This window comes from Pseudomonas sp. RIT-To-2 (genome assembly GCF_029623465.1).
Taxonomy (GTDB): domain Bacteria; phylum Pseudomonadota; class Gammaproteobacteria; order Pseudomonadales; family Pseudomonadaceae; genus Aquipseudomonas; species Aquipseudomonas silvicola.
In genome coordinates this window covers 117,985-142,083 of record NZ_JAPYKM010000008.1, presented here as the reverse complement: position 1 = coordinate 142,083, position 24,099 = coordinate 117,985, and the positions used below count along the sequence as shown (strand labels likewise).

Annotated in this window: 21 protein-coding genes and 2 tRNA genes; 16 read left to right on the top strand and 7 right to left on the bottom strand. The window is 59.1% G+C overall.

What is annotated here, in order from left to right; all coding sequences use genetic code 11:
- Positions 1-34: 34 nt before the first annotated feature.
- The 4 genes from QBK88_RS09885 to QBK88_RS09870 all read right to left on the bottom strand — a co-directional run bounded on the left by QBK88_RS09885 (position 35) and on the right by QBK88_RS09870 (position 3,354).
- Positions 35-289, bottom strand: coding sequence for a DUF2164 domain-containing protein (locus tag QBK88_RS09885; RefSeq protein WP_027979891.1), 255 nt, complete (start codon positions 287-289; stop codon positions 35-37).
- On the bottom strand, positions 289-927 hold the full coding sequence (gene hisH, locus QBK88_RS09880) for an imidazole glycerol phosphate synthase subunit HisH (protein WP_268146143.1): 639 nt from the start codon (positions 925-927) through the stop codon (positions 289-291). Before hisH ends, QBK88_RS09885 begins: the two co-directional genes overlap by 1 nt.
- Entirely contained in the window at positions 927-1,520 is a 594-nt protein-coding gene (hisB, locus tag QBK88_RS09875) for an imidazoleglycerol-phosphate dehydratase HisB (protein WP_008367877.1), read from the bottom strand. The genes hisH and hisB overlap by 1 nt, the downstream gene beginning before the upstream one ends.
- 169 nt (positions 1,521-1,689) lie before the next feature.
- Entirely contained in the window at positions 1,690-3,354 is a 1,665-nt protein-coding gene (locus QBK88_RS09870; protein WP_268146145.1) for an OFA family MFS transporter, read from the bottom strand.
- Positions 3,355-3,671: 317 nt separating this feature from the next.
- Between QBK88_RS09870 and QBK88_RS09865 the strand changes: the two genes are divergently transcribed.
- The 7 genes from QBK88_RS09865 to QBK88_RS09835 all read left to right on the top strand — a co-directional run bounded on the left by QBK88_RS09865 (position 3,672) and on the right by QBK88_RS09835 (position 9,813).
- Positions 3,672-5,906: an AsmA family protein gene (locus tag QBK88_RS09865; RefSeq protein ID WP_277961909.1), complete on the top strand. Its 2,235-nt coding sequence runs from the start codon at positions 3,672-3,674 to the stop codon at positions 5,904-5,906.
- A complete protein-coding gene (gene mutY, locus QBK88_RS09860) occupies positions 5,903-6,970 on the top strand; it encodes an A/G-specific adenine glycosylase (protein WP_277961908.1) in 1,068 nt (355 codons plus the stop codon). Before QBK88_RS09865 ends, mutY begins: the two co-directional genes overlap by 4 nt.
- Positions 6,967-7,239, top strand: coding sequence for an oxidative damage protection protein (locus QBK88_RS09855; RefSeq protein ID WP_008367870.1), 273 nt, complete (start codon positions 6,967-6,969; stop codon positions 7,237-7,239). The genes mutY and QBK88_RS09855 overlap by 4 nt, the downstream gene beginning before the upstream one ends.
- Before the next feature lie 91 nt (positions 7,240-7,330).
- A tRNA-Phe gene (locus QBK88_RS09850) sits at positions 7,331-7,406 on the top strand.
- Positions 7,407-7,661: 255 nt separating this feature from the next.
- A complete protein-coding gene (locus QBK88_RS09845) occupies positions 7,662-8,483 on the top strand; it encodes an acyltransferase (RefSeq protein WP_277961907.1) in 822 nt (273 codons plus the stop codon).
- 70 nt (positions 8,484-8,553) lie between these two features.
- Positions 8,554-8,982, top strand: a complete 429-nt coding sequence (locus QBK88_RS09840) for a hypothetical protein (protein ID WP_277961906.1) — start codon at positions 8,554-8,556, stop codon at positions 8,980-8,982.
- A 111-nt stretch (positions 8,983-9,093) separates the two neighbouring features.
- Entirely contained in the window at positions 9,094-9,813 is a 720-nt protein-coding gene (locus QBK88_RS09835) for a CatB-related O-acetyltransferase (RefSeq protein ID WP_277961905.1), read from the top strand.
- 6 nt (positions 9,814-9,819) lie between these two features.
- Here the strand turns inward: QBK88_RS09835 and QBK88_RS09830 are convergent, their stop codons facing one another.
- Both QBK88_RS09830 and gabP read right to left on the bottom strand, forming a co-directional pair.
- Entirely contained in the window at positions 9,820-10,296 is a 477-nt protein-coding gene (locus QBK88_RS09830) for a WbuC family cupin fold metalloprotein (protein WP_268146157.1), read from the bottom strand.
- 155 nt (positions 10,297-10,451) lie between these two features.
- The gene (gene gabP, locus QBK88_RS09825; protein WP_277961904.1) at positions 10,452-11,846 is read right to left on the bottom strand and encodes a GABA permease; all 1,395 of its coding nucleotides are present in this window, start codon (positions 11,844-11,846) and stop codon (positions 10,452-10,454) included.
- A 594-nt stretch (positions 11,847-12,440) separates the two neighbouring features.
- Here gabP and QBK88_RS09820 point away from each other — a divergent pair.
- The 8 genes from QBK88_RS09820 to QBK88_RS09785 all read left to right on the top strand — a co-directional run bounded on the left by QBK88_RS09820 (position 12,441) and on the right by QBK88_RS09785 (position 18,168).
- Positions 12,441-13,214: an ABC transporter ATP-binding protein gene (locus QBK88_RS09820; protein WP_277961903.1), complete on the top strand. Its 774-nt coding sequence runs from the start codon at positions 12,441-12,443 to the stop codon at positions 13,212-13,214.
- A gap of 13 nt (positions 13,215-13,227) precedes the next feature.
- Complete coding sequence (locus tag QBK88_RS09815; protein WP_277961902.1) at positions 13,228-13,974, top strand: ABC transporter substrate-binding protein; 747 nt, start codon at positions 13,228-13,230, stop codon at positions 13,972-13,974.
- 60 nt (positions 13,975-14,034) lie between these two features.
- Positions 14,035-14,730, top strand: a complete 696-nt coding sequence (locus QBK88_RS09810) for an ABC transporter permease (protein WP_176569654.1) — start codon at positions 14,035-14,037, stop codon at positions 14,728-14,730.
- Positions 14,727-15,416 carry an ABC transporter permease gene (locus QBK88_RS09805; protein WP_277961901.1) on the top strand — a complete coding sequence of 230 codons (690 nt, stop codon included), beginning with the start codon at positions 14,727-14,729 and terminating at the stop codon, positions 15,414-15,416. Before QBK88_RS09810 ends, QBK88_RS09805 begins: the two co-directional genes overlap by 4 nt.
- 91 nt (positions 15,417-15,507) lie before the next feature.
- Positions 15,508-16,740, top strand: a complete 1,233-nt coding sequence (locus QBK88_RS09800; protein WP_277961900.1) for a methyltransferase — start codon at positions 15,508-15,510, stop codon at positions 16,738-16,740.
- Between the two features lie 269 nt (positions 16,741-17,009).
- A tRNA-Thr gene (locus QBK88_RS09795) sits at positions 17,010-17,085 on the top strand.
- A gap of 173 nt (positions 17,086-17,258) precedes the next feature.
- Positions 17,259-17,714, top strand: a complete 456-nt coding sequence (locus tag QBK88_RS09790) for a type II toxin-antitoxin system antitoxin SocA domain-containing protein (RefSeq protein ID WP_277961899.1) — start codon at positions 17,259-17,261, stop codon at positions 17,712-17,714.
- A gap of 7 nt (positions 17,715-17,721) precedes the next feature.
- Positions 17,722-18,168, top strand: coding sequence for a hypothetical protein (locus QBK88_RS09785; RefSeq protein ID WP_277961898.1), 447 nt, complete (start codon positions 17,722-17,724; stop codon positions 18,166-18,168).
- A gap of 991 nt (positions 18,169-19,159) precedes the next feature.
- Here the strand turns inward: QBK88_RS09785 and QBK88_RS09775 are convergent.
- Positions 19,160-22,057, bottom strand: coding sequence for a DEAD/DEAH box helicase (locus tag QBK88_RS09775; RefSeq protein ID WP_277961897.1), 2,898 nt, complete (start codon positions 22,055-22,057; stop codon positions 19,160-19,162).
- A gap of 788 nt (positions 22,058-22,845) precedes the next feature.
- Here QBK88_RS09775 and QBK88_RS09770 point away from each other — a divergent pair.
- Positions 22,846-23,559, top strand: coding sequence for a type II toxin-antitoxin system antitoxin SocA domain-containing protein (locus QBK88_RS09770; protein ID WP_277961896.1), 714 nt, complete (start codon positions 22,846-22,848; stop codon positions 23,557-23,559).
- Positions 23,560-24,099 lie beyond the last annotated feature (540 nt).

Sequence of the window (24,099 nt, the reverse complement as noted above, 5' to 3'; positions counted from 1 at the left end):
AGCCTTCAATTCGATTTTTCAGCGATGCTCGAGATCAGTTTTTCTCGAGCGCCCACAGGTCGCTTTCAATGCTCTCGAAACGCTCCTTGAGGTGCGCCTGAACATCGAAAATCGCCCTGTTGTAATAGTGCGGAGCAATTTCACGGGTAAACAGCTCAAGAATTTCCGCCGCCTCGAACGACCCCAGGTCCAGCTCGAAGCGGTCCTCCATGAAGCGTTTGATCTTCGTGGTGGCCTGGCTTTCCTGCTCGGGGGTGAGCGTGAGGATCGGCGGTTTCTTCTTGCTCATTACCAGCGGCCATCCCAGGCGGCGAAGTTCTGCAGCAGTTGCAGGCCATGGGTATGGCTCTTCTCCGGGTGGAACTGCACGGCAAAGCGCGAGCCTTCGGCCAGGGCGGCGGCGAAGTCGACGCCATAGTGCCCGCGGCCCACGACCTGGCCGGCCTTGGCGGCGGCAATGTAGTAGCTGTGCACGAAGTAGAAACGCGCATGGTCCGGGATGTCATGCCACAGCGGGTGGTTCACCGCCTGGCTGACCTCGTTCCAGCCCATGTGCGGCACTTTCAGGTGCGCACCGTCTTCGTGCAGGTCCTTGCCGAAGAACTTCACGTCGCCGGGGAACAGGCCAATGCAGTCCACGCCGTCGTTTTCTTCGCTGTGGTCCAGCAGCGCCTGCATGCCTACGCAGATGCCCAGGAACGGGCGGTCCTGGCTCACTTCACGCACCAGGCTGTCGAAGCCCAGGCGCTTGATCTCGGCCATGCAATCGCGAATAGCGCCCACACCCGGGAACACCACACGGTCGGCCTCGCGGATGACGGCGGCGTCGCTGGTGATCAGTACCTTGCCGGCACCCACATGCTCCAGGGCCTTGGCCACCGAGTGCAGGTTGCCCATGCCATAGTCGATAACCGCTACTGTCTGCATTACAGGCAACCTTTGGTGGAAGGCATCTGCCCGGCCATGCGTTCATCCAGGGTGATGGCCATGCGCAGGGCGCGGCCGAATGCCTTGAACACGGTCTCGATCTGGTGGTGGGTGTTGTGGCCACGCAGGTTGTCGATGTGCAGGGTAACGTTGGCGTGGTTGACGAAGCCCTGGAAGAACTCCTGGAACAGGTCCACGTCGAAGCCGCCGACACTGGCGCGGGTGTAGGGCACGTGCATCTGCAGGCCTGGGCGGCCGGAGAAGTCGATGACCACGCGCGACAGGGCTTCGTCCAGCGGCACGTAGGCATGGCCGTAGCGGAAGATGCCTTTCTTGTCGCCGATGGCCTGGTTGAACGCCTGGCCCAGGGTAATGCCGACGTCTTCCACGGTATGGTGGTCGTCGATATGCAGGTCGCCCTTGCACTCGATATCCAGGTCGATCAACCCGTGACGGGCGATCTGGTCGAGCATGTGTTCAAGGAAGGGAACCCCGATATCGAATCGGGCCTTTCCGGTGCCATCCAGGTTGATCGAGGCTTTGATCTGGGTTTCCAGAGTGTTGCGCTCGACGGACGCCTTACGTTCGGCCATCACCAGCTCCGCAAAATCATTGGGCGAAAAAGGCAGACATTATAGGCCGTGCGGGCAGCAAACAGAAACAAAAGGCTTACATGAACTGACCGGTGAGAACACTTCACCGGCCGAGGGTGCCTGCGCACACCCTGTGTGACACAGGGTGCGTGCAGGCGACGCTGGCGTGTCAGTGGAACAGCACAGCAGTCTTCTGCAGGGTCACGATTACCCCCCACGCCAGTGGAATACCCACCACCAGCCAGGCCAGCAGGGCCAGCGGCTTGCTGCCCGGGGCGGCTTTCCACTCCAGCACGGTGCGGCTGTCAGCCCCTTTGTCATGGCCCAGCGCCTGCTCGGCAGCCAGTTGCTCCTCGGTCATGAAGTGCTTGTCGGCCACCGGGCGTACCAGCGCGTTGCAGACAAAACCCAGCACCAGCAGGCCGGCGAGGATGTACAGGGTGATGTCGTACACCGCGGCGCGCGGCACGCCCACGCTCAGTTGGTACTCGCGCAGGTAGTTCACCAGCACTGGCCCCAGCACCCCGGCTGCGGCCCAGGCCGTCAGCAGGCGGCCGTGAATGGCGCCGACCATCTGCGTGCCGAACAGGTCGGCGAGGTACGCAGGCACCGTGGCAAAACCGCCACCGTACATCGACAGCACCACGCAGAACGCCGCCACGAACAGGGTGACATTGCCCAGGTGGCCCAGGCTCGGCACCAGTGCATACAGCGCGCAGCCCAGAATGAAGAACACGAAGTAGGTGTTCTTGCGGCCGATCATGTCGGAGCAGGACGCCCAGAAAAACCGACCCCCGATGTTGAACAGGCTTAGCAGGCCGGTGAACCCGGCGGCGATGGCGCCGATTTGCGCCAACTGCGCGGCATTCAACTGGCTGAAGGTCAGGTCGACGCCCAGCAACTTGCCGCCGAACACTTCCTGCAACAGCGGCGACGCCATGCCCAGGATGCCGATACCCGCCGATACGTTCAGGCACAGCACCAGCCACACCAGGGCGAATTGCGGGGTTTTCCAGGCCACGCTCACGTGGACGTGGCGGTGGGTGATCATGGCATTGCTGGCTTTCTTCACCGGCGGGGTCCAGCCCTCGGGCTTCCAGCCGGTCGGTGGCACCCGGTAAGACAACGCGCCGCCGAGCATGAACACAAAGTAGATCGCCGCCATGGCCACGAAGCTTTGCCATACCCCCACGCTATCCGGGGTGGCGAAATGGCTCATCAGCGCTGCCGCCAACGGCGCACCAACCATGGCGCCGCCGCCGAAACCCATGATCGCCATGCCGGTAGCCATGCCGCGCTTGTCCGGGAACCACTTGATCAGCGTCGACACCGGCGAGATATACCCCAGCCCCAGGCCGATACCGCCGATCACGCCCGAGCCCAGCCACATCAGCACGATCTGATGGGTATACACCCCCAGCGCCGAAATCAGCAGGCCGCCGCACCAGCACAACGCGGACACGGTACCGGCCTTGCGTGGCCCGGCATGTTCCAGCCAGCCACCCCAGATAGCCGCCGAGCAGCCCAGGAAAATGAAGAACAGGGTGTAGATCCAGCCCAGCATGGAAATCGGCCAGTCGCAGCCGGTGGCGAACATCTGCTCGAAAAAGCCCATGTCAGTGGGGCAGGCGGTAGCCGCGGTGATGCCGATGGCCTTGGACAATGGCAGCCAGAACACCGAGAACCCATAGGCCATGCCGATGCACAGGTGAATGGCCAGGGCCGCCGGTGGCACCAGCCAACGGTTGAAACCTGGCCGGGCGATGATGCGCTCCTTGGAGAAGAAGGCCGGCCGTTCGCTGGCGATCCCCCCTGATGTAATAGTGCTGCTCATTTTTATAGTTCCCCCTTGGATGTTTTTTGCTCGATGGCCGCCGTTGGCTACTCGCGACCTTGAAGCACGCAGGCCTTCAGTCGTCTTATCGGCACCACCGTGATTTTCGCGACCATTGATGGCGCTTATCGGCTCATCGAGACGACAGAGATTATCACCCGAGGGTTACAGTGGAGGCTATTCGCCATATGCAATTGGTAGAAACATCACGAAACAAGGATCTGAAGCCGCTGGCTGGCCAGCGAGTGCCCTACCCGCCACCTGGGGGCGCTATACTCGCGGGCTGAATTTGAATCCAACACTACAAGGACTCGCCCATGAAAGCGTTCGGCAAAATCCTGGGGCTGTGTTTTCTCGGGCTGTTGCTGATCCTGGTGGCGCTCGGCTTCGCCGTGACCCACTTTTTCGATCCCAACGACTACAAAGACGAGATTCGCAAGCTGGCCCGCGACAAGGCCCGCGTCGAGCTGACCCTCAATGGCGACATCGGCTGGAGCCTGTTCCCATGGCTGGGCCTGGAGCTGCATGACGCCAGCATCGCGACCTTGCAGAACCCCAAGACGCCGTTTGCCGACCTGCAGATGCTGGGCCTTTCCGTGCGCGTGCTGCCGCTGCTGCGCCGTGAGGTGCAGATGAGCGACGTACGCGTCGAAGGCCTGAACCTGACGCTGACCCGCGACGAGAACGGCCATGGCAACTGGGAAGACATCGGCAAACCGCTGCCCAAGGAGCCAGCCGCCGGGGAGGTGACAGCCCCTGACATCGCCAATCCCGAGCCGGCACCGGCCAGCAAGCCGGACAAGGCCGAACGCCCCGTCAAGCTGGACATCGACAGCCTGACCGTGAACAACGCCAGCGTGCATTTCAGCGATGCCAGGACCGGCCGCGAGCTGACTGCCGAGAGTATCCAGCTGAGCACCGGCGCCGTGCACGACGGTATCGATATTCCGGTCAAGCTCACCGCATTCCTGGGCACCAACCAGCCGAACCTGCGCGCCCGCACCGAGCTCAATGGCGAGTTGCGCATGGAGCGCGCCCTCAAGCGCTATCAGTTCAGCGACATGAAATTGTCAGGCGAAGCCAGCGGCGACCCGCTGCAAGGCAAGACCGTGACCTACTCCGCCCAGGGCAACCTCAGTGTCGACCTGGCCGCCAATGTCGCCAACTGGGAGAACCTGAAACTGTCGTTCAACCAGTTGCGTGCACTGGGTGACCTCAATGCCCGCGACCTGAACACCGAGCCGAAGGTCGCTGGCGGCCTGTCCATCGCCCAGATGAACCTGCGAGCGTTCATGGACGGCCTCAACCAGCCGCTGCCCGCCATGGCCGACGGCAGCCTGGGCCAGTTCGAAATGGTCGCCCGCCTGGAGGGTACCCCCAACAGCCTGGCGCTCAACGACCTGGCGGTGAAACTGGATGGCAGCAGTTTTGCCGGCAACCTGGCAATCACTGACTTCGCCAAACAGGCACTGCGCATTCAACTGCGGGCCGACAGTTTCGACGCCGACCGCTACATGAAACCCAAAAGCGCCGAGGCATCCAGCGCCGGTGCCGCCCGCGACGCCGAGGTAAAAACCACCGAAGCCACTGCCATTGGCGGCGCTGGCGACTCGCCGCTGCCCAACGCCCCTACCCAAGGCGCCTGGAGCAACGACGCCCTGCTGCCGGTGGAGCGCCTGCGCAAACTGAACCTGCAGGCCGACCTGAGCTTTGCCAAACTGACCCTCAACCAGTGGCCAATCGACAACGCTGTTCTCAAGGCCCAGGGCCAGGATGGCCTGATCACCCTGGAAACCCTGGCGGGTGGCCTCTATGACGGCACCTTCAACACCAAGGGCAGCCTCGATGCGCGCCCGGACAAACCGCTGGTGGCCCTGCAGACCCAGCTGAACAAGGTACCGGTGGAGCATTTCATCAAGGGCAAAAACGGCAGCGCGCCCCCGGTACGCGGCCTGATGACCCTGAACAGCAACCTGACCGGCGCCGGGGCCAGCCAGAAGGCACTGATCGACAGCCTCAACGGCACCGCCAACTTCGACCTGACCGACGGAGTGCTGGTCAACGCCAACCTGGAACAGCAGCTGTGCCAGGGCATCGCCACCCTCAACCGCAAAACCCTGAGCGGCACCCCACGCGGCAAGGACACGCCGTTCCAGGAGCTCAAGGGCAGCGTGGTGGTACGCAACGGCGTCGCCAGCAACCCAGACCTGAAAGTGCGTATTCCGGGCCTGACGGTGAACGGCGATGGCGACATCGACCTGCGCGTGCTTGGCATGGACTACAAGGTGGGCGTGGTCATCGAAGGCGACAAGAGCGACATGCCCGACCCGGCCTGCCAGGTCAACGAACGTTTCGCCGGCATTGAATGGCCACTGCGCTGCCGCGGCCCGATCGAACTGGGGGCCAAGGCCTGCCGTATCGACCGCGACGGCATAGGCAAGGTAGCTGCCAAGGTGGCCGGCGACAGGATCACCGAAAAACTGGAAGAAAAATTCGGCGACAAGGTCAGCCCCGAGCTGAAAAACACGCTGAAAGGTCTGTTCAAACGATGAACCCAGAGCAATTTTCCACCGCGGTACTGGAATGGTTCGACCGCAACGGCCGTCACGACCTGCCCTGGCAACAGGGCATCACCCCCTACCGGGTGTGGGTGTCGGAGATCATGCTGCAGCAAACCCAGGTCAGCACCGTCCTCAACTATTTCGACCGTTTCATGGCCTCGCTACCCACGGTGCAGGCCCTGGCCGACGCCCCGGAAGACGAAGTGCTGCACCTGTGGACCGGGCTGGGGTACTACACCCGTGCACGCAACCTGCAGAAAACCGCGAAGATCGTCGTCGAGCAGTACGGCGGCGAATTCCCCCGCGACGTCGAAAAGCTTACCGAACTGCCAGGCATTGGCCTTTCCACCGCCGGTGCCATCGCCAGCATCAGCATGGGCCTGCGCGCACCCATTCTGGACGGCAACGTCAAGCGCGTGCTGGCCCGCTACACCGCCCAGGAAGGCTACCCCGGCGAACCCAAGGTGGCGAAACAGCTGTGGGCCAACGCCGAGCGCTACACGCCCCACACCCGGGTGAACAACTACACCCAGGCCATGATGGACCTGGGCGCAACCCTGTGCACCCGTACCAAGCCCAGCTGCCTGCTGTGCCCGCTGGAATCGGGCTGCCAGGCACACATGCTCGGCCTGGAAATACGCTACCCGGTACCCAAGCCGAAAAAGGCGGTACCGCTCAAGCACACGCTGATGCCGCTGCTGATGAACCGCGAGGGCGCCATTCTGCTTTACCGACGCCCGTCCAGTGGCCTGTGGGGCGGCCTGTGGAGCTTGCCTGAGCTGGACCGCTACGAAGACATCGAGCACCTGACCCAACAGCACGCCCTGGCCATGGACGCCCCCCGCGCCCTGGAGCCGTTGACCCACACCTTCAGCCACTTCCAACTGGCCATCGCGCCGTGGCTGGTGCCGGTCAAGGAGTCGGCCCACCACGTGGCCGAGGCCGACTGGCTCTGGTATAACCTCGCCACCCCGCCGCGCCTGGGCCTAGCCGCCCCTGTGAAGAAGCTGCTCAAACGCGCGGCCGATGCCTTGAATGCAGGAGAGTTGTCATGACCCGCACCGTGATGTGCCGCAAGTACAAAGAAGAACTGCCAGGCCTGGAGCGCCCGCCGTACCCGGGCGCCAAGGGCCAGGACATTTTCGAACATGTTTCCCAGAAGGCCTGGGCCGACTGGCAGAAGCACCAGACACTGCTCATCAATGAAAAGCGCCTGAACATGATGAACGCCGAAGACCGCAAATACCTGCAGGGCGAGATGGACAAGTTCTTCAGCGGCGAGGACTACGCCCAGGCTGAAGGCTACGTGCCTCCTAGCGAATGAGCGGCAGAAAACGTAACCGAAGGAATTAATTAAAAATTTTTTGCGATCTCGCTTGACGCAAGGTCGAAAAAGCCTTTTAATGCGCCCCGTTGCCCAGATAGCTCAGTCGGTAGAGCAGGGGATTGAAAATCCCCGTGTCGGCGGTTCGATTCCGTCTCTGGGCACCACCTTCCGTTTTCAGGTGGTGTCTTCATCACCTGAAAGCAATCAAGAAACCCGCCTAGTGCGGGTTTTTTGTTGTCTGCAATTCGTCGCCATCTCTCTGCCACTATGGGCGGATCTGTTCTAAGCTTGGCTCTGCCCTCCCTTCACATAAACGCTCTGCTCTGGCTGTTGTTGATGGACCAAACGCGAGGCAGGCCCGCCTGTGCTCGTCAATCACTCGCCCCGTGCCGCCCAGAGGCCGCCAAGGATTGCCAAGCATGAAGCATCGGATATTTCACTCCACCGACCTGCCCGAACGCTTGCCTGCGCTGGCCGTGGAGCTGAACGCCTCCCTGGACGACCTGACCGCGGTGTATTCCTGGGGCATGACCAACAACGTCTGGTTTGCCGAGGGCGAAGGCGAACAGGCACGCTACAGCATCTGCTCGGTCAACATCGAGACCACCATCCCGGACCCTCTCGCCAAACGCCTGTACCAACGCCTGCGCACCGACATTCCAACCACATTGGTGCCCCGCTACGGAAAAAACTGGCCCACCCTCAAGGACCGTTGGCTACGGATCTGGGAGCAGACCTACAACATCGTCATCAACAAGATACCCAGCCACCACCTGCGCCTGACCTGGTTGCGCCTGGGCGGCGCGAAAATCGGCAAGGGCTCGACCATCTGGCGCAACACCGAAGTACTGGGTGTGGAGAACCTGGTGATCGGCAAGGACAGCGTGATTGCCTGGCATTGCCAGATTGATGCGCGAGCAGGTCTGATAATCGGCGATCATGTCGCTATTGCCTCCCATGTACTGATCATCGCCGGCACCCACGACCTCACGGCGAAAGAGTTCTGGTCGGTATCGGGCCCCATCTACATCGACGACTACGCCTGGATCGCCTCCCGCGCATTGATTGCCCACAGCACCCGCATCGGCCGCGGCGCGGTGGTGACCGCCAATACGCTGGTGGCGAAAAATGTCGCGCCCTACAAGATAGTCGGTGGCAGCGGCGCCAAACCCATGGGCGAGCGCCCCCGCGACCTGGACTACAAGGTTGGCGGCCTGGGGCTGTTCACCCTGCTGCATTAACGATTGCGAGCGCTGCACCCCCTCGGCTGGTATCGTGCACCGCTGAATACTGACTGCCGAGGAGCCGACAATGAGCACACAGGAAAAAATGACCGGGGACCTGTTCGAAGTCGACAAACGCCTGTCACTCAAACCCGTGGTGGATTTCAACGCCTACCTGCGCGCCGCCTTCGGCGACGGCCGCTGCACCTGCGTGCGCTGCATCACCAGCAATGGCGACGAAGCCGGCTATGAATTCCAGCACACCTTCGAGCTGGGCGGCCAAGCCCTGAACCGCCGCTACGCCCTGACCGCGGGCAGCGACGTATTGCTGGTACTGAAAAAAGCCTGGCTGTCGTACACCAAGACCGAACTGGGCAACGGTGCGATCCTGGACCTTGGCGCCATCAAAGGCTTCGTCGAGCCAGAGCTGCACCGGCGCCTGGTACCACTGTTCCTTGCCAGCGGCCTGGCCAAGGACATAGACGGCAACCTGCACATCCAGCCCCAGGCTGCCTGATACCCCTGGCGGGAACGATCTCGTGCCGGCCTGGCACGCCGCAAGCGCTTGCGCGGTGCGCCCCGGCACGCCAGTATTCGCGTTCTGCCAAGTAACAGAACGCATACAACAATGAACATGCTGAAACGGATGTGGCTGGACCACACCCTCAAACGTGCCTTGCGCCAGCACAGCTGCCGCGTTGACTGCGGCACCCGCGGCCTGCGCGGCAAGGTGAAGCTCACCCTGGAACGCCATGTAAAACTGCATACAGTGAAGGTGTTCTCCAAGGACCTGCGCATCGGTGCCTTCACCGACATCGTCAGCAATACCGAATTGCGCGACGTCAGCAGCATCGGCCGCTACTGCTCCATCGGTACCAACTGCGTGATAGGCCAAAACCGCAAGCAGCACCCCATGGACTGGCTCTCCACCAACGGTGCGCTTATCGAAAGCCGCGCGGCAGCGATGCCGAACCCGCCCGCGCACTGGGACGTGAAACCCACCACCCTCGGCCATGACGTGTGGGTGGGCCGCGATGTGATCATCATGGAAGGCATCACCATCGGCACCGGCGCGGTGATCGGCGCCCAGTCCCTGGTGACCCGCGATGTACCGCCCTACACCATCGTCGCCGGCTCACCGGCGAAAATGATTCGCTACCGTTTCGATGAGCCGCTGCGCGAGCAACTGCTGGCCAGCCGCTGGTGGGAGCACGACCAGAGCGAATTGGCCCAACTGCCCACCGAAGACCCGCAGGCGTTCCTGGCCGCCCTGGCCAACCTGCCCCACAAGCCGTTCAGCGATGCGACGGTGCAGGTATCCACCTCGCCACTGCGGATAAAGCGCTGACGCCCCCTACAGGCCCGGGAAGCGCTCGCCGACCTGCGCCGTGGCGTACCAGGCGATGATCGCTTCCATGCCTGGCTCGCCCTCGGCGACGGTCCAGGGCATGTAGTCTTCCTCTGGAATGGGCGTGTACACGCCATCCTTGACCTCGAAGATCACCGCGCCTTCGTCGAGCGACAGAACAGCGTGCCACACCCCAGCAGGGGTTTCGACCATCTTCACCTCTTCCCCCAGCACCACCCGGTCGGTTACCTCGCCGGCATCGTTGAAATGCAGCACCACGAAGCGCCCACGCAGCGAATGCAGCAGCTCGAAGGTATGCGGGTGGCGGTGGGCGCGCACGTAGGTGCCCGGCTCCATGGCCACGGCCAGGCGCTGGGTGGGGTCGGACAGCTCAGGGTGCATGTTGTGGTGGGCGCGCAGGCGGGGAGATTGCTGGGCGCGGGTGGTGAGTTCGTCGAGCAGGGTGGTGGTGATCTGTTTCATCGGGCGCAGGCACGGTTCAGGGAGAATGCCGCCAGTATGCACAACCGATGGTGAAATTCTCCTGAACAAAAAGGCCACTGTGGTTGCCCACAGCGGCCTCGATGCAGCTCCCCACTGCCCTGCCTGCACTGCAGGACCGGGCAGGCAGGCGGGTATCAGTTACCCAGCACAGTGCGGCCTTGCGGCTGCCCCTTGCGACGACGGTCAACCAGCAAGCCAGCCGCAACCACGGCAATGGTCAGCAGGCCAGTGGCGACGATCTCGATGCGGTGGTCCACACGGATGGCCATCACGGTCAGCACCGCAACGATGAACACGATCACGGCCCAGGTCAGCACCGGGAAAGCCCACATCTTGAACTCGACCTTCTCGCCCTTCAGTTCGCGTTGCTTGCGCATGCGCAGCTGCGAAACGGCGATCACCAGGTACACCAGCAGCGCAATGGCGCCGGAGCTGGCCAGCAGGAAGTCGAACACCTGCGCAGGGGCCACGTAGTTGGCGAACACGGCCAGGAAGGCAGCGGCGGTCGACAGCAGCACAGCCCAGTAAGGCGTGCCGCCCTGACTGGTGCGCTGGGCCATTTTCGGTGCGTCGCCACGCTTGCTCAGGGAGTAGAGCATGCGCGAAGAGGTGTACAGCGCCGAGTTCAGGCAGCTGGTCACGGCAACCAGCACCACCACGTCAACGATCATCTTGGCGTTAGGCACGCCGATCAGGTTCAGCACGGTCTGGTACGAACCAATGGCCGGCAGCGCAGGGTTGTTCCACGGCACCAGGGCCACGACCAGGAAGATCGACACGAGGTAGAACAGGAATATCCGCCAGATCACCGAGTTGGTGGCCTTGGTGATCTGCTTGCCCGGATCCTTGGATTCGGCAGCGGCGATGGTGACGATCTCAGTACCCATGAACGAGAACATGGTGGTCAGCATGGCCGCAACCACGGCGCCCAGGCCGTTTGGCATGAAGCCCACGGTGTCGACGATGTGGCTGACACCGCTGACCTGGCTGCCCGGCACGAAACCGAACACGGCGGCGGCGCCCAGAATGATGAAGCCCACGATCGCGATCACCTTGATCAGCGCGAACCAGAACTCGAATTCACCGTAGTTCTTCACGTTGAGCAGGTTGGTACCGGTCAGCACCAGGGTAATCACCAGGGTGAACACCCACACGGCGATGTCGGGGAACCAGGCATGCAAAATGCCGGCGGCGGCGTTGGCTTCCAGGGGAATAACCAGTACCCAGAACCACCAGTACAGCCAGCCGATGGTGAAACCGGCCCAGTGGCCGATGGCGCGGTCGGCGTAAGTGGAGAACGACCCGGTGTCAGGCTGGGCAATGGCCATTTCGGCCAGCATGCGCATGACCAGCACCACCAGGGTACCTGCGGCGGCATAGGCCAGCAGAACGGCAGGGCCGGCTTCGGCGATGGCGTGGCCGGAGCCTACGAACAGACCCGCGCCGATCACACCTGCGATCGACAGCATGGTGACGTGACGCTGTTTGAGCCCCGACCCAAGGTCGTTATGGTTGTGCTTAGTGCTCATAAAACTACCTATGCAGAGAATAGCGTTCGGTCCAGCATTTGGCGTTACACCTACCCGTGTTGTGGGAATGCAACATGCCGTTGCGGATTTTTTACGCAAATATTGCGCCAAAACCTTTCAGGAATGATGCCAAAGCGCTAGGACGGCCTTTTGAGCCTTGTAGGTCAAGCCCTTGATCAACATGCATTTTCAGTACACCTGTAACCAAGGGTTACCGGCCTACACAATAACAGGACGAAATGTCGCACCAAAAACTCACTTTGGTAACACCAACGCACAAATTCAGTGCAACCAAAGGTGCAACCGTAACCAAGGTTTGGCGACAAAAACGTGCAACCAACGGACGTGAGCGCGCAGTGCGCACACCGGTCGGTTTAATGAAAGGTTGCTTTCCATTGGCGGCCAAAACTGGCACCATCGCGCCTTTTTTCACGCGCACCCGCTTGCGCGCGGGGCCCCATGACGCTGGTCGGCGACACGCCGCTACAACCATGCGACACCTCGCGCCCGCGCCCACTGCCATAAAGGCGGCGCCATGCTAGTTTGGCGCACCGCACCGGGGCGGGAACGCAACCGTATAGATGAGGACCGCACATGGCCCAGGCCACGCCCGCGCTGGAAATCCGCAACCTGCACAAACGTTACGGCCAGCTTGAAGTGCTCAAGGGCGTTTCCCTGAGTGCCCACGATGGCGCCGTGATCTCGATCCTGGGCTCGTCCGGCTCGGGCAAATCGACCTTGCTGCGCTGCATCAATCTGCTGGAAAACCCGCAACAGGGCGAGATCATCGTGGCGGGCGAAGCGCTCAAGCTCAAGGCCGCGCGCAATGGTGAACTGGTGGCGGCCGACAGCCGGCAGATCAACCGCATGCGCAGCGAAATCGGTTTCGTGTTCCAGAACTTCAACCTCTGGCCCCACATGACCGTGCTCGACAACATCATCGAGGCGCCGCGCCGCGTACTGGGCCAGAGCAAGGCCGAAGCCACCGAAGTGGCCGAAGCCCTGCTGGCCAAGGTTGGCATCGCCGACAAGCGCCACGTGTACCCGAACCAGCTGTCCGGTGGCCAACAGCAACGCGCCGCCATCGCGCGCACCCTGGCCATGCAGCCTAAAGTCATTCTGTTCGACGAGCCCACCTCGGCGCTGGACCCGGAAATGGTCCAGGAAGTGCTCACCGTCATCCGCAACCTGGCCGAAGAAGGCCGTACCATGCTGCTGGTGACCCACGAGATGGGCTTCGCCCGCCAGGTGTCCAGCGAAGTGGTCTTCCTGCACCAGGGCCTGGTGGAAGAACAAGGCACACCGGATCAAGTATTCGACAACCCGGTGTCGGCACGATGCAAACAATTCATGTCCAGCAACCGTTAACGGAGCATCACGCATGCAGACCTACAAGAAATTGATCCTGGCCGTTGCCGCCAGCCTGGCGATGAGCGCCAACGTGATGGCCGACACCCTGAAGATGGGCATCGAAGCCGCCTACCCTCCGTTCAACAGCAAGGACGCCAGCGGCAACGTCGTGGGCTTCGACGCCGACATCGGCAAGGCCCTGTGCGCCAAGATGAAAGTCGAGTGCGAAGTGGTCACCTCCGACTGGGACGGCATCATCCCGGCCCTGACCGCTCGCAAGTTCGACTTCCTGGTGTCGTCCATGTCGATCACCGATGAGCGCAAGCAGGCCGTCGACTTCACCGACCCGTACTACACCAACAAGCTGCAGTTCATCGCCGCCAAGAACGTCGACTTCAAGGTGGACAAGGACGCGCTGAGCGGCAAGATCATCGGCACCCAGCGTTCGACCCTGTCGGGCACCTGGCTGGAAGACAACATGCCTGGCGTACAGGTCAGCCTGTACGACACCCAGGAAAACGCCTACCTGGACCTGACCTCGGGCCGCCTGGACGGCATCCTGGCCGACAAGTACGCCAACTACGAGTGGCTGAAATCGCCGGCCGGCAAGGACTACGAGTTCAAGGGTGACCCGGTCGAGCAAAGCGACAAGATCGGCATCGCCGTGCGCAAGGGCGATGCCCTGCGCGAGAAGCTGAACGCCGCCCTGAAGGAAATCAAGGCCGACGGCACCTACAAGAAGATCAACGACAAGTACTTCCCGTTCAGCATCGAATGACCTGCCCGACCGCCGCTGCGCCCCCGTGCGCGGCGGCTGGTCCCTCAATAAAGCCTGCCCATGAACATTGATCTCCACGGATTCGGCCCGGCCCTGGCGGCTGGCGCGCTGATGACTGTCAAACTCGCGCTGTCGGCCCTGTGCCTGGGCCTGGTCCTGGGCCTGCTCGGCGCACTGGCCAAGACCTCGCCCTACAAGGCCCTGCAAGCCCTGGGCGGTACCTATTCGACCATCGTGCGTGGCGTGCCCGAACTGCTGTGGGTACTGCTGCTGTACTTCGGCACCGTCAACATGATGGCCGCGCTGGGCGCATGGCTGGGCATGCCCGACCTGACCCTCAGCCCCTTCGCTGCTGGCGTCATCGCCCTGGGCCTGTGCTTCGGCTCCTACGCCACGGAAGTCTTCCGCGGCGCGATCATCGCCATCCCCAAGGGCCACCGCGAAGCCGGCCAGGCCCTGGGCCTGTCGAAGCTGCGCATCTTCACCCGGTTGATCCTGCCGCAAATGTGGCGCATCGCCCTGCCGGGCCTGGGCAACCTGTTCATGATCCTGATGAAAGACACCGCCCTGGTGTCGGTCATCGGCCTTGAAGAGATCATGCGCAACGCCCAGAACGCCGTCACCGACACCAAGCTGGCCTTCAACTTCTACATGGTGGCCGCCGTCATGTACCTGGGCCTCACGGTACTGGCCATGGTGGGCATGCACTTCATGGAAAAATACGCCGCACGCGGCTTCACGAGGGCCGCGCAATGAATTGGGAAGTCATCTTCAAATGGCTGCCGCGCCTGACCCAGGGCGCCACCGTGACCCTGGAGCTGGTGGCTATCGCCGTGCTGGCCGGGCTGATCCTGGCCATCCCGCTGGGCATCGCCCGCAGCTCGCGCAAGTGGTACGTCAGCGCCTTGCCCTACGGCTACATCTTCTTCTTCCGCGGCACACCGCTGCTGGTGCAACTGTTCCTGGTGTACTACGGCGCCGCACAGTTCGACGCCGTACGCCACAGCGTACTGTGGCCCTACCTGCGCGACCCATTCTGGTGCGCCGCCGCCACCATGACCCTGCATACCGCTGCCTACATCGCGGAAATCCTGCGGGGCGCCATCCAGGCCATCCCCAAGGGCGAGATCGAAGCCGCGCGCGCCCTGGGCATGTCGCGCACCAAGGCGCTGGTGTACATCATCCTGCCGCGTGCCGTGCGCATCGGCCTGCCCGCGTACAGCAACGAGGTGATCCTGATGCTCAAGGCCAGCGCCCTGGCCAGCACCGTCACCCTGCTGGACCTGACCGGCATGGCCCGAACCATCATCGCCCGCACCTACCTGCCGGTGGAAATCTTCTTCGCCGCCGGCGTACTGTACCTGCTGATATCGTTCGTGCTGGTGCAAGGCTTCAAGCTGCTGGAACGCTGGCTGCGCGTAGACGCCACCCAAGGCCGCTGAGCCCACCCCAACCTGCCGGCAGCTTCTATAGGCACTGCCGGCAGGCTGCAAAGGCGCGCAGCGCGCCACAACCCCAAGCCGGGCACACCCCATGAGCCGACCCCCAGCCGACCTGCTCACCCATTTCCAGGCCCTGGATGCCTTCCTGCTGGCCCACCAAGCCCTCTGGCGCCCCAAACCCTTCACCCGCCTGCACCTGCCCTGGGAAACCACCCACCCCGAACTGGCCCACTGGCTACGCGCCCGCACCCTCGCCCAGGCCGAAGCCGAGCACAACCACCCCGAACTGCTCGCCGCCCCCGCGCCCTACGCGGCCATCGCCGCCCAGGCCGCCGCCCTCAGCGCCGTCGACACGTTACCCACCGGCAGGTTGCACCCCTGCAGCCCCCGCCTGAACGTCGACGTACCCGGCCGCAAATGGCAACAGATAGAAGCCTTCGCCGACGCCCTCACCTTCCAGCACCCCGTGTCCGGCTGGCTGGACTGGTGCGCCGGCAAAGGCCACCTGGGCCGGCGCCTGCTACAGCCTGGCCAGGAACTCACCTGCTACGAATACGACCCGCAACTGGTCGCGGCAGGCCGAGCCCTCAGCCAGCACCACCATTTGAGCGCCGAGCACCAGTTACAGGACGTCATGGCTGACAACTGCCACCTGCCAGAAGGCCGAGCCGCAGTCGCCCTGCATGCCTGCGGCGACCTGCATACAAGGCTGCTACAGCGCGCCACCGCCACGGCCTGCCCACAACTGGCCATCGCCCCCTGCTGCTACAACCGCACCGCCGCCGACCACTACCAGCCACTCTCCCGCGCAGCCGCCGCTAGCGCGCTGCATTTATCCCGCGACGACCTGGGCCTGCCGCTGAGCGAAACCGTCACGGCCGGCGCCCGCGTTCGCCGCCAGCGCGACCAGTCGATGGCCTGGCGCCTGGGATTTGACCTGCTGCAGCGTGAAGCCCAAGGCTCGGACGAATACCTGCCCACCCCATCGTTACCGAGCGGCTGGCTGGCAAAGCCATTTTCCGACTACTGCACCGGCTTGGCCGACCTCAAGGAAGTGGCCCTGCCCGCGCAGGTCGACTGGCAGGCAGCCGAAAAGGCCGGCTGGCAGCGCCTGGCCCACGTACGCAACCTCGAACTGGTCCGCAACCTGTTTCGCCGCCCGTTGGAGCTTTGGTTGGTGCTGGACCGCGCACTTTATTTGCAAGAGAACGGCTACCAGGTGCGAGTGGGACTTTTCTGCACTGCCAACCTCACGCCGCGCAACCTCATGGTGCTGGCAGAACGCGCCAAACCGTTTCAGGACAGCAACACATCCTGTGGATAACTCTGTGGGCAGAATGCCCAGCAAGCTAATAAAATCGCTGGGTACACTGCGATTTAATGGCTGGTTATTTTTTGTCCATCATTTATTTGGTTGGAAAAACAGGGGTTTGCGTGGGGGGTGCAAAATCGTCGCCGCTTGGGCGGGCCTTTGGTCTGTTCACCGGGGGATTGTGCATAAGCGTTTTTGCGGTTGGGTGGTAACGGCAATAAAATAGTGCAAATTGGGGGTTGCCTAGGGGCGTTGAGTCGCTATAATCAGCGCCCTCAGATGCCGGTATAGCTCAGATGGTAGAGCAACTGACTTGTAATCAGTAGGTCCCGGGTTCGATTCCTGGTGCCGGCACCATACGCAGTATCGAAGAAGGCTCACCGAAAGGTGGGCCTTTTTTGTTTGTGTAGAAAACTTGTGATCGATGGCAAAGTGCCTATTTATTTTCCAGACGTAACCACACGGCCTTTTCAGGTTTCCAGCTAAAATCTCCGAGCGTATAGTCGCGCCTCTACTCGTGAGGGTGCTCCATGCCAGCCCAGAAAACTCCCGTTCGTGCGGTCGACGTCGCCGCTTTCATCCTGGAAAAGCAGGGTGAGATGACGGCGATGAAATTGCAGAAGCTCGTTTACTACAGCCAGGCTTGGTCGCTGGTTTGGGACGAAGCGCCGCTTTTTCAGGAACACGTGCAGGCATGGGCGAATGGTCCGGTCGTTCCCGAGCTCTATGCCGCCCATAAAGGCCTTTATAGCGTCTCCCCGGGGCAGATCGCAGGTGACCCAGCAGCACTGAGCAGTGAGCAAGTCGAAACAGTGGAGGCCGTTCTGAACCACTACGGCGACAAGCATTCGCAATGGCTCAGCGATCTGACCCACGCCGAAGATCCGTGGAAATTGGCGCGTCAAAAGGCTGGCCTGCCCGATGGAGCTCGCGGAACAACGATCATAACCCTCCCCGCCATGGCCGAGTACTACAGCACACTGTGAGGAAACCATGGCTAAAGGACAGCCGAAGGTCGCCAAGCATAGAACCGCACTTGCTTCCGACAGGCCGGTGAAGCAGCCGCACTCCAAAGACGCCCAGCCAACCCACTATTTCTCCTGGCGGTTCGGCGGCATAGACAAAGATGGACCTTTCGCGTGGACCTCCCTGGACGATCCCGCCGAATACAAGGATGTGATGGAGCGCCTCCATTGTTTTGAAGGCATGGATCAAAAGCAGCTGCAAATGAGCGGATCGCATCCCATAGCCATTAGCTCACTTTCTCGCGAGGCTCAACGACGTCTGGAGCATATCCAGCAAGACGACGTGGATGAATTGATGTCCTTCCGCATAACAGGACCAAAGCGAGTTTTCTGCATCCGCGAACGCAACGTGATGCGAGTGCTCTGGTACGACGCGGCGCATGGCGTGTGCCTCTCAAAATTGAAAGGCACCTGAGGTTGTCTGCGCTCTGAGACTGGCATTGCCCTCAAGCTCCCCGGTCTGCAGGGACGGATCTAATCAGCCTTTTGTCGAGGACTGGCGCGAAGGTGCTGAAATGGAACTGCACGAATACTTTGGCATGAGCTAGGAGGAACACTAACTTTGGGCAACCACACCCTACGAGCTTCGTTCGTGCTTAAAGCCTAGAAACGCGGTACCACGGCTGACCAAGAGTTGTTGCAGGGCAGGTCCGCAACCCTATGACCGCCGAACCAGTATTGAAACAATCCGCTCTTTCAGCAGTACCTGATCAAGCGAGCCAGGGAATTGGATTTGCGCGTTTCATTCGGTAGATCGCTTTCATCCTGTGGCACCGGGCGAAGCTAGGGAATAACCCAGACAGCACCAAAGCCAAGTACTTCCAAGGCACGACTAGACCAACTTTTCAGAGCCTATGAATGAGTCTGCTCAATCCACCTCACCTAGGCGAAGCACTCCGTGAGGATATCGCTCCAACCTTGCCCCTAAGCGTTGCAGCTTTCTATGGCCCATCCTGAATGTGGCAAGTCTTCGGTAGCTTGCGACTACGAGGGAGGAGTGGCGCGAATGATGAGTTCACGTTAGCGGCTGCGGTACAGAACCTGCGCCGACTGGCCAAACTTACATCTCAAGGGCCGCCCACCACAGGATAGGTGCGCCTGCTTCAAGCAAAAACCCTCAAATCAACCCACTGACACATCAGCAGCGGTCAACGAAGTACCGAAAAGCCACTTAACAGTGGTGAATAGGTTCTTCGATGAGGCCAAGCTCAACGTCACGTTTCTTGAAAAATCGACTTTTTCAACAGAATCGGCCATAAGCAGTCAGTCGGATATGTCCACGAAACCATGGGCGATTCATCAAAATTTTGAGCGTCATCAAGATCGCCGAAGCACTAGATATAAAGCCTTCAGCCCTACTAGAAATAGCAGGGCTATAGGTCTCACAAGTTTCTCTTAGATACTAATCAATTATATAAACGAAATGGCAGGTCTTCGGCGACGGCTTGCCCAGGAGTGCAGAGCCACTGCCACACTTGTTGTTGTGTAAGGCTTCCCTCGCACAATCGCAATAGAGCCTCACCCAAATCCCCGCTTTCAACTACGCTTAACCGGCCACAGGATGTAATTTGTTGTGGCACACTCGGATCTACTCCGGGATGGCAAAGAGTCACGCAAAAACAATCTCTAAAGCCATGAATTTCGGAAGCTGCTAAAACCTCTACCGCTTTATTGTAGTCGACAAGTTTATCTCCCTCTTTCGATTTTAGCTCGACCACAAACGTAGGCGAATCGAAGAATCTGACTAGATAGTCGGGCGCGCCAGTTTTTGTCTTGTCATCTAATTTTTCAAACGCTACGCCTAGCTGAGCAAGCACCTGTTCAAACGCCACTTCAAACGCATCACCTTTTGCCTCATAATAGTTCTCAATTAGAACCTTACTATCGCATCTGCTAGCTCGTTTTAGATGCCTAACAGACATTCGCTTTCGCTGGTCAACTTTCCAATCTCGACAAGCGTCTCGTACCCAATTTGCTTTAGCTTGCGCATTAGGCTTAGATTTTACAAAAGCTAAAATTCTTGCTGAGTTCGCCTCAGGGCTGCCAAGCATAAGCAATTGCGGCGTTGTGACTCCATGCTGCTTCAAGAGCAAAATTTCATGCCTATACAGCTTTAAAGCACTACCCGCCGCAGATACACCTGTCATCCAGAGAATGTCGTCCGGCAATCCCTCTTGGACTCTGAATGCTAATCGTCGAATGTAGCGCGTTAGCTTGGATATCGAGCGCAGCAAAGTATCATCCACTCTTAACTGTGGCGGACGTAGAACTGGCGGCACACGCTTATCGGCGGCGGACATAGCTATTCCAGCTAACCCCTGTAGGACCCAGGATAGGTTTCTGTTCATTTCTTTAACAGCGCCAGCACTCAGAGATTTAACTTCACGCTCAATTGCCCTAATCTCAACACCGCTAGTCCACTTCTGGCACAACCATGCCGCATTAGTAGGTACTGGGTCAACTTGCCAAATTGATTCCATTAGGTCATCTGCGAGGTGCTGCGCATCATAAATGGGATCTTTCAACTGATGAGGCAGGAACCGAGTAGGTTTAACTCCATTTCTCGGGCGAAACTCAGGGCTGGATAAGCATGCGGAAAAGATAAGCATCTCTAGCCTGGATTTGAGATCCGCCGATTCAAGATGCCCAATGAGTTCTGCCAAATAAAGTGACTTCCTAGACAGAAAGTTGATTAAAAACACCCCAGTTTCAGGTAGCAAACCACTGAACCCGACCGCTCGCCCCACTGGCGTGGGGCTCAGGTCCCCACCAGATGTTTCAACGACGAAGCCAGCATCAATCAACCCGGCCAGAGCAACACCGACTTTACTCGGCCACGTCTTAAATGCAGTTAAGTTGTTATCTTCTTCTCTTAACGCACTGAACGTTGTACAAACAAGCTCTTCAAGTTCGGTTCTGTTGTTGCACAACCCTGAAGATATCAGTTGCAGTGAAAGCTGACCAAACCTAGCAGGCACAATTCGTGCTTTGATTTCAGGAAGCTGCTCAATTGATAGATAACTTGTAGCTAATGCGCGTTGCGGCCCGGTACTAAAATATATTACACGCCCTTCTGCATGTTCAAACCCCATGCGCCCGACCCGCCCGGACATGTTGTGGAACTCTGCGCTATCTATTGCGACATACTGCCTTTGCTGGCCGTCCCAACGCTCCCAATTAGCAAATACTGCTGCCCCTAGAGGGAAATTCACACCTGCTGCTAAAGTACTTGTAGCAAATACAACATCCAGCTTATTTTCTGACAAGTAACGTTCCACTACTCCTCGCTCCTCGTCAGTCAAGTCCGCGTTATGACTCGCTACTCGGAGATCCAGTATTTTCGCCAGCATAGTGCTAGCTGAAGTTTCGGGCAAGGTATCAAACTCTAACGACAACTGTCCTTGCTTACCCTTGTGGTACGAAGCTACAAAAGCCTCAGCAAGATCATAAGTATCTTGCTTTTTCATGCAAAAAACTATTATTGGAAGCGGTGGATTATCTTGCTTAAGTAAATAGGTTAAAGCTGAAATCGTTTCCGCTTTAACTCCAGCAGGCAGTCGCTTGTCCGATTCCATCACATCAGGCTTCGCACTGCTTACTGAATAAACCTGATCGCCAACCCAACATTCATACCGTAAATGTTTCTCGCGCTTTTGCTCGAAAATAAGCTGAACCCGCAGCCAGTTCGCTAAGTCCTGGGCGTCCTTGCTTTTTAGCACTGCTGACAATCCTACAAACTGCTTCCAACCCGCATTCCGCATAAGTGTTAAAAGGACTTCAACATTTTGCCCGCGGTTTTCGTCTCCCATCAGCTGAATTTCATCGCATACGACAATCGTATTTTGCATGCTTTTCGGCACCCCAGATGCCGACAGTAGCGCTAAATATTTTTCATATGTAGCAATTACCAGGGGAGCACTAAGAGGTGCCGCAGAATACTGCCCCGTGGCATCTTCGACGTAGTCCCCCGTGGCAATAACCATGGAGGCACCATCGCTCTCCAAATATCTGTCCAACAACAACGTTTTGAAGTCTTCAAATTTCTGCTTGGCCAGTGCGCGATGGGTCACCAAATAAACTGTTTTATTCCCTGCGAGCAGTCCTTCAGCAATAGCCCAGAGCCCAATTTGAGTCTTTCCCGTGGAGGTAGGGGAAACCACCAGCATGCTTTGTCCATGCGCCACGCCAGACTCCAATGCGAGGTACTGAACATCAGTGAGGGAAATCGCCCCCTCGGATCGGTAGACCAACCCATCGGCCACAGATGCGGACAGACCGTGTTCTACTGGAAAGGTATCCCTCATGCCTAGCAACTCCTTTCATGCGTTTGGGTGCAAGCGCCCAGAGCAATCTGCGCGCCGAGTGTCCGGATCCGGCAGAAGCATACGTAGCATTAAATGGCCATATTGGCCATCCTACCAAGCGTCAGAGTGGCAATCTGGGAAAAGCAGAGAGGTAAAAAGCATAGCCATATAACCTGCAACTACATGATTTTTAATAGAATTACACTTGCATCATGTGGTGGATTCGTTTTTCCCGGCTCCCCTTTGAATCGCTCCTAGATTCTCAGAGACCGAATGACTGGTTCTGGCCGGTAGCGGCCACCTAGCGACGGTGCCTTTTGTAGTTGGCTGTCGCATACCATGCCCCCCAGATTCAGGAAAGGATGAGAGGCAGCTATGCACTGAGGGAAATCGGTCCTTTTTAGGCTTTATCCCTCTATCAACGCTTAAGAGCACCCTGAGATAAGGATATTTTTGGAGATACATAGCTAAAAACACATTAGTAAAGAACATATATATTAGATAGTTAAAAGATTTTTCGACTCATGGTGCCGCACCATACGTAGTATCGAAGAAGGCTCACCGAAAGGTGGGCCTTTTTTGTTTGTGCAGAAAACGTGTGATCAGTGGCTAAGTGCCTATTTATTTTCCAGACGTAACCACACGGCCTTTTCAGGTTCCCAGCGAAAATCTCCGAGCGTAGAGTCGCGCCTCTACTCGTGAGGGTGCTCCGTGCCAGCCCAGAAAACTCCCGTTCGTGCGGTCGACGTCGCCGCTTCATCCTGGAAAAGCAGGGTGAGTTGACGGCGATGAAATTGCAGAAGCTCGTTTACTACAGCCAGGCTTGGTCGCTGGTTTGGGACGAAGCGCCGCTCTTTCAGGAACACGTGCAGGCATGGGCGAATGGTCCGGTTGTTCCCGAACTCTATGCCGCACATAAAGGCCTTTATAGCGTCGCCCCAGGGCAGATCGCAGGTAATCCAGCAGCACTGAGCAGTGAGGAAGTCGAAACAGTGGAGGCCATTCTGAACCACTACGGCGACAAGCATTCGCAATGGCTCAGCGATTTGACCCACGCCGAAGATCCATGGAAGTTGGCGCGTCAAAAGGCGGGCCTGCCCGATGGAGCTCGCGGAACAACAATCATAACCTCCCCGCCATGGCCGAGTACTACAGCGCACTGTGAGGAAACCATGGCTAAAGGACAGCCGAAGGTCGCCAAGCATAGAACCGCACTTGCTTCCGACAGGCCGGTGAAGCAGCCGCACTCCAAAGACGCCCAGCCAACCAACTATTTTTCCTGGCGGTTCGGCGGCATAGACAAAGATGGGCCTTTCGCGTGGACCTCTCTGGACGATCCAGCCGAATACAAAGATGTGATGGAGCGCTTCCATTGTTTTGAAGGCATCAACTCTGCCCGCCTACGCACCCACCTGGTACACCCTCGAACCCCAAAAACGAAAAAACCCGCTTTGGCGGCGGGTTCTGTCGATAACTTTTTAGCTGGTAAACTCAGGTCGTAATCCTGATTTACGTTCATCACTGGGCACGTCAGCAGAAGGCAAATGCTACGACTCGATAAACTTCACTGTCAACACAAATATCTAACACAATGTTTCTTTATCTCAACGCTATATGTTAACGAACCATTCCATCAATTCCAAACCTCAGCGAACGAAATAACCAGATATATTTGATACGGAAATCCTTCCCGCAGCTATTCCAAAAAATATTATTATCTGCCCGCTCTCAGTGCTGACACTCAATGAGGCGACCGGATCCCGCCCCGATTTCAAGCCCCACTTCCACGGGCTCTTAATCCGTGCCGGACTCGCGCAGTGGGTTACCCGCCCGGCCGCTTCACTGGGCATGTCAGCAGACTGTCCGAAGGCATGCGTGTTCCGGTAAGCATGCTGGAGGCTTGGCCACCGCTAAGGAGGCCAAGGTATGTGGAAGGTAATCCGAAACGTACTGAGCTTCTTGTGGTTAGCAAACCGTGCTTTTCAAGCATGGAACTACCTGCGAGACAGCATTGACGACATGCTGTAAATAAGCGTTCTGTT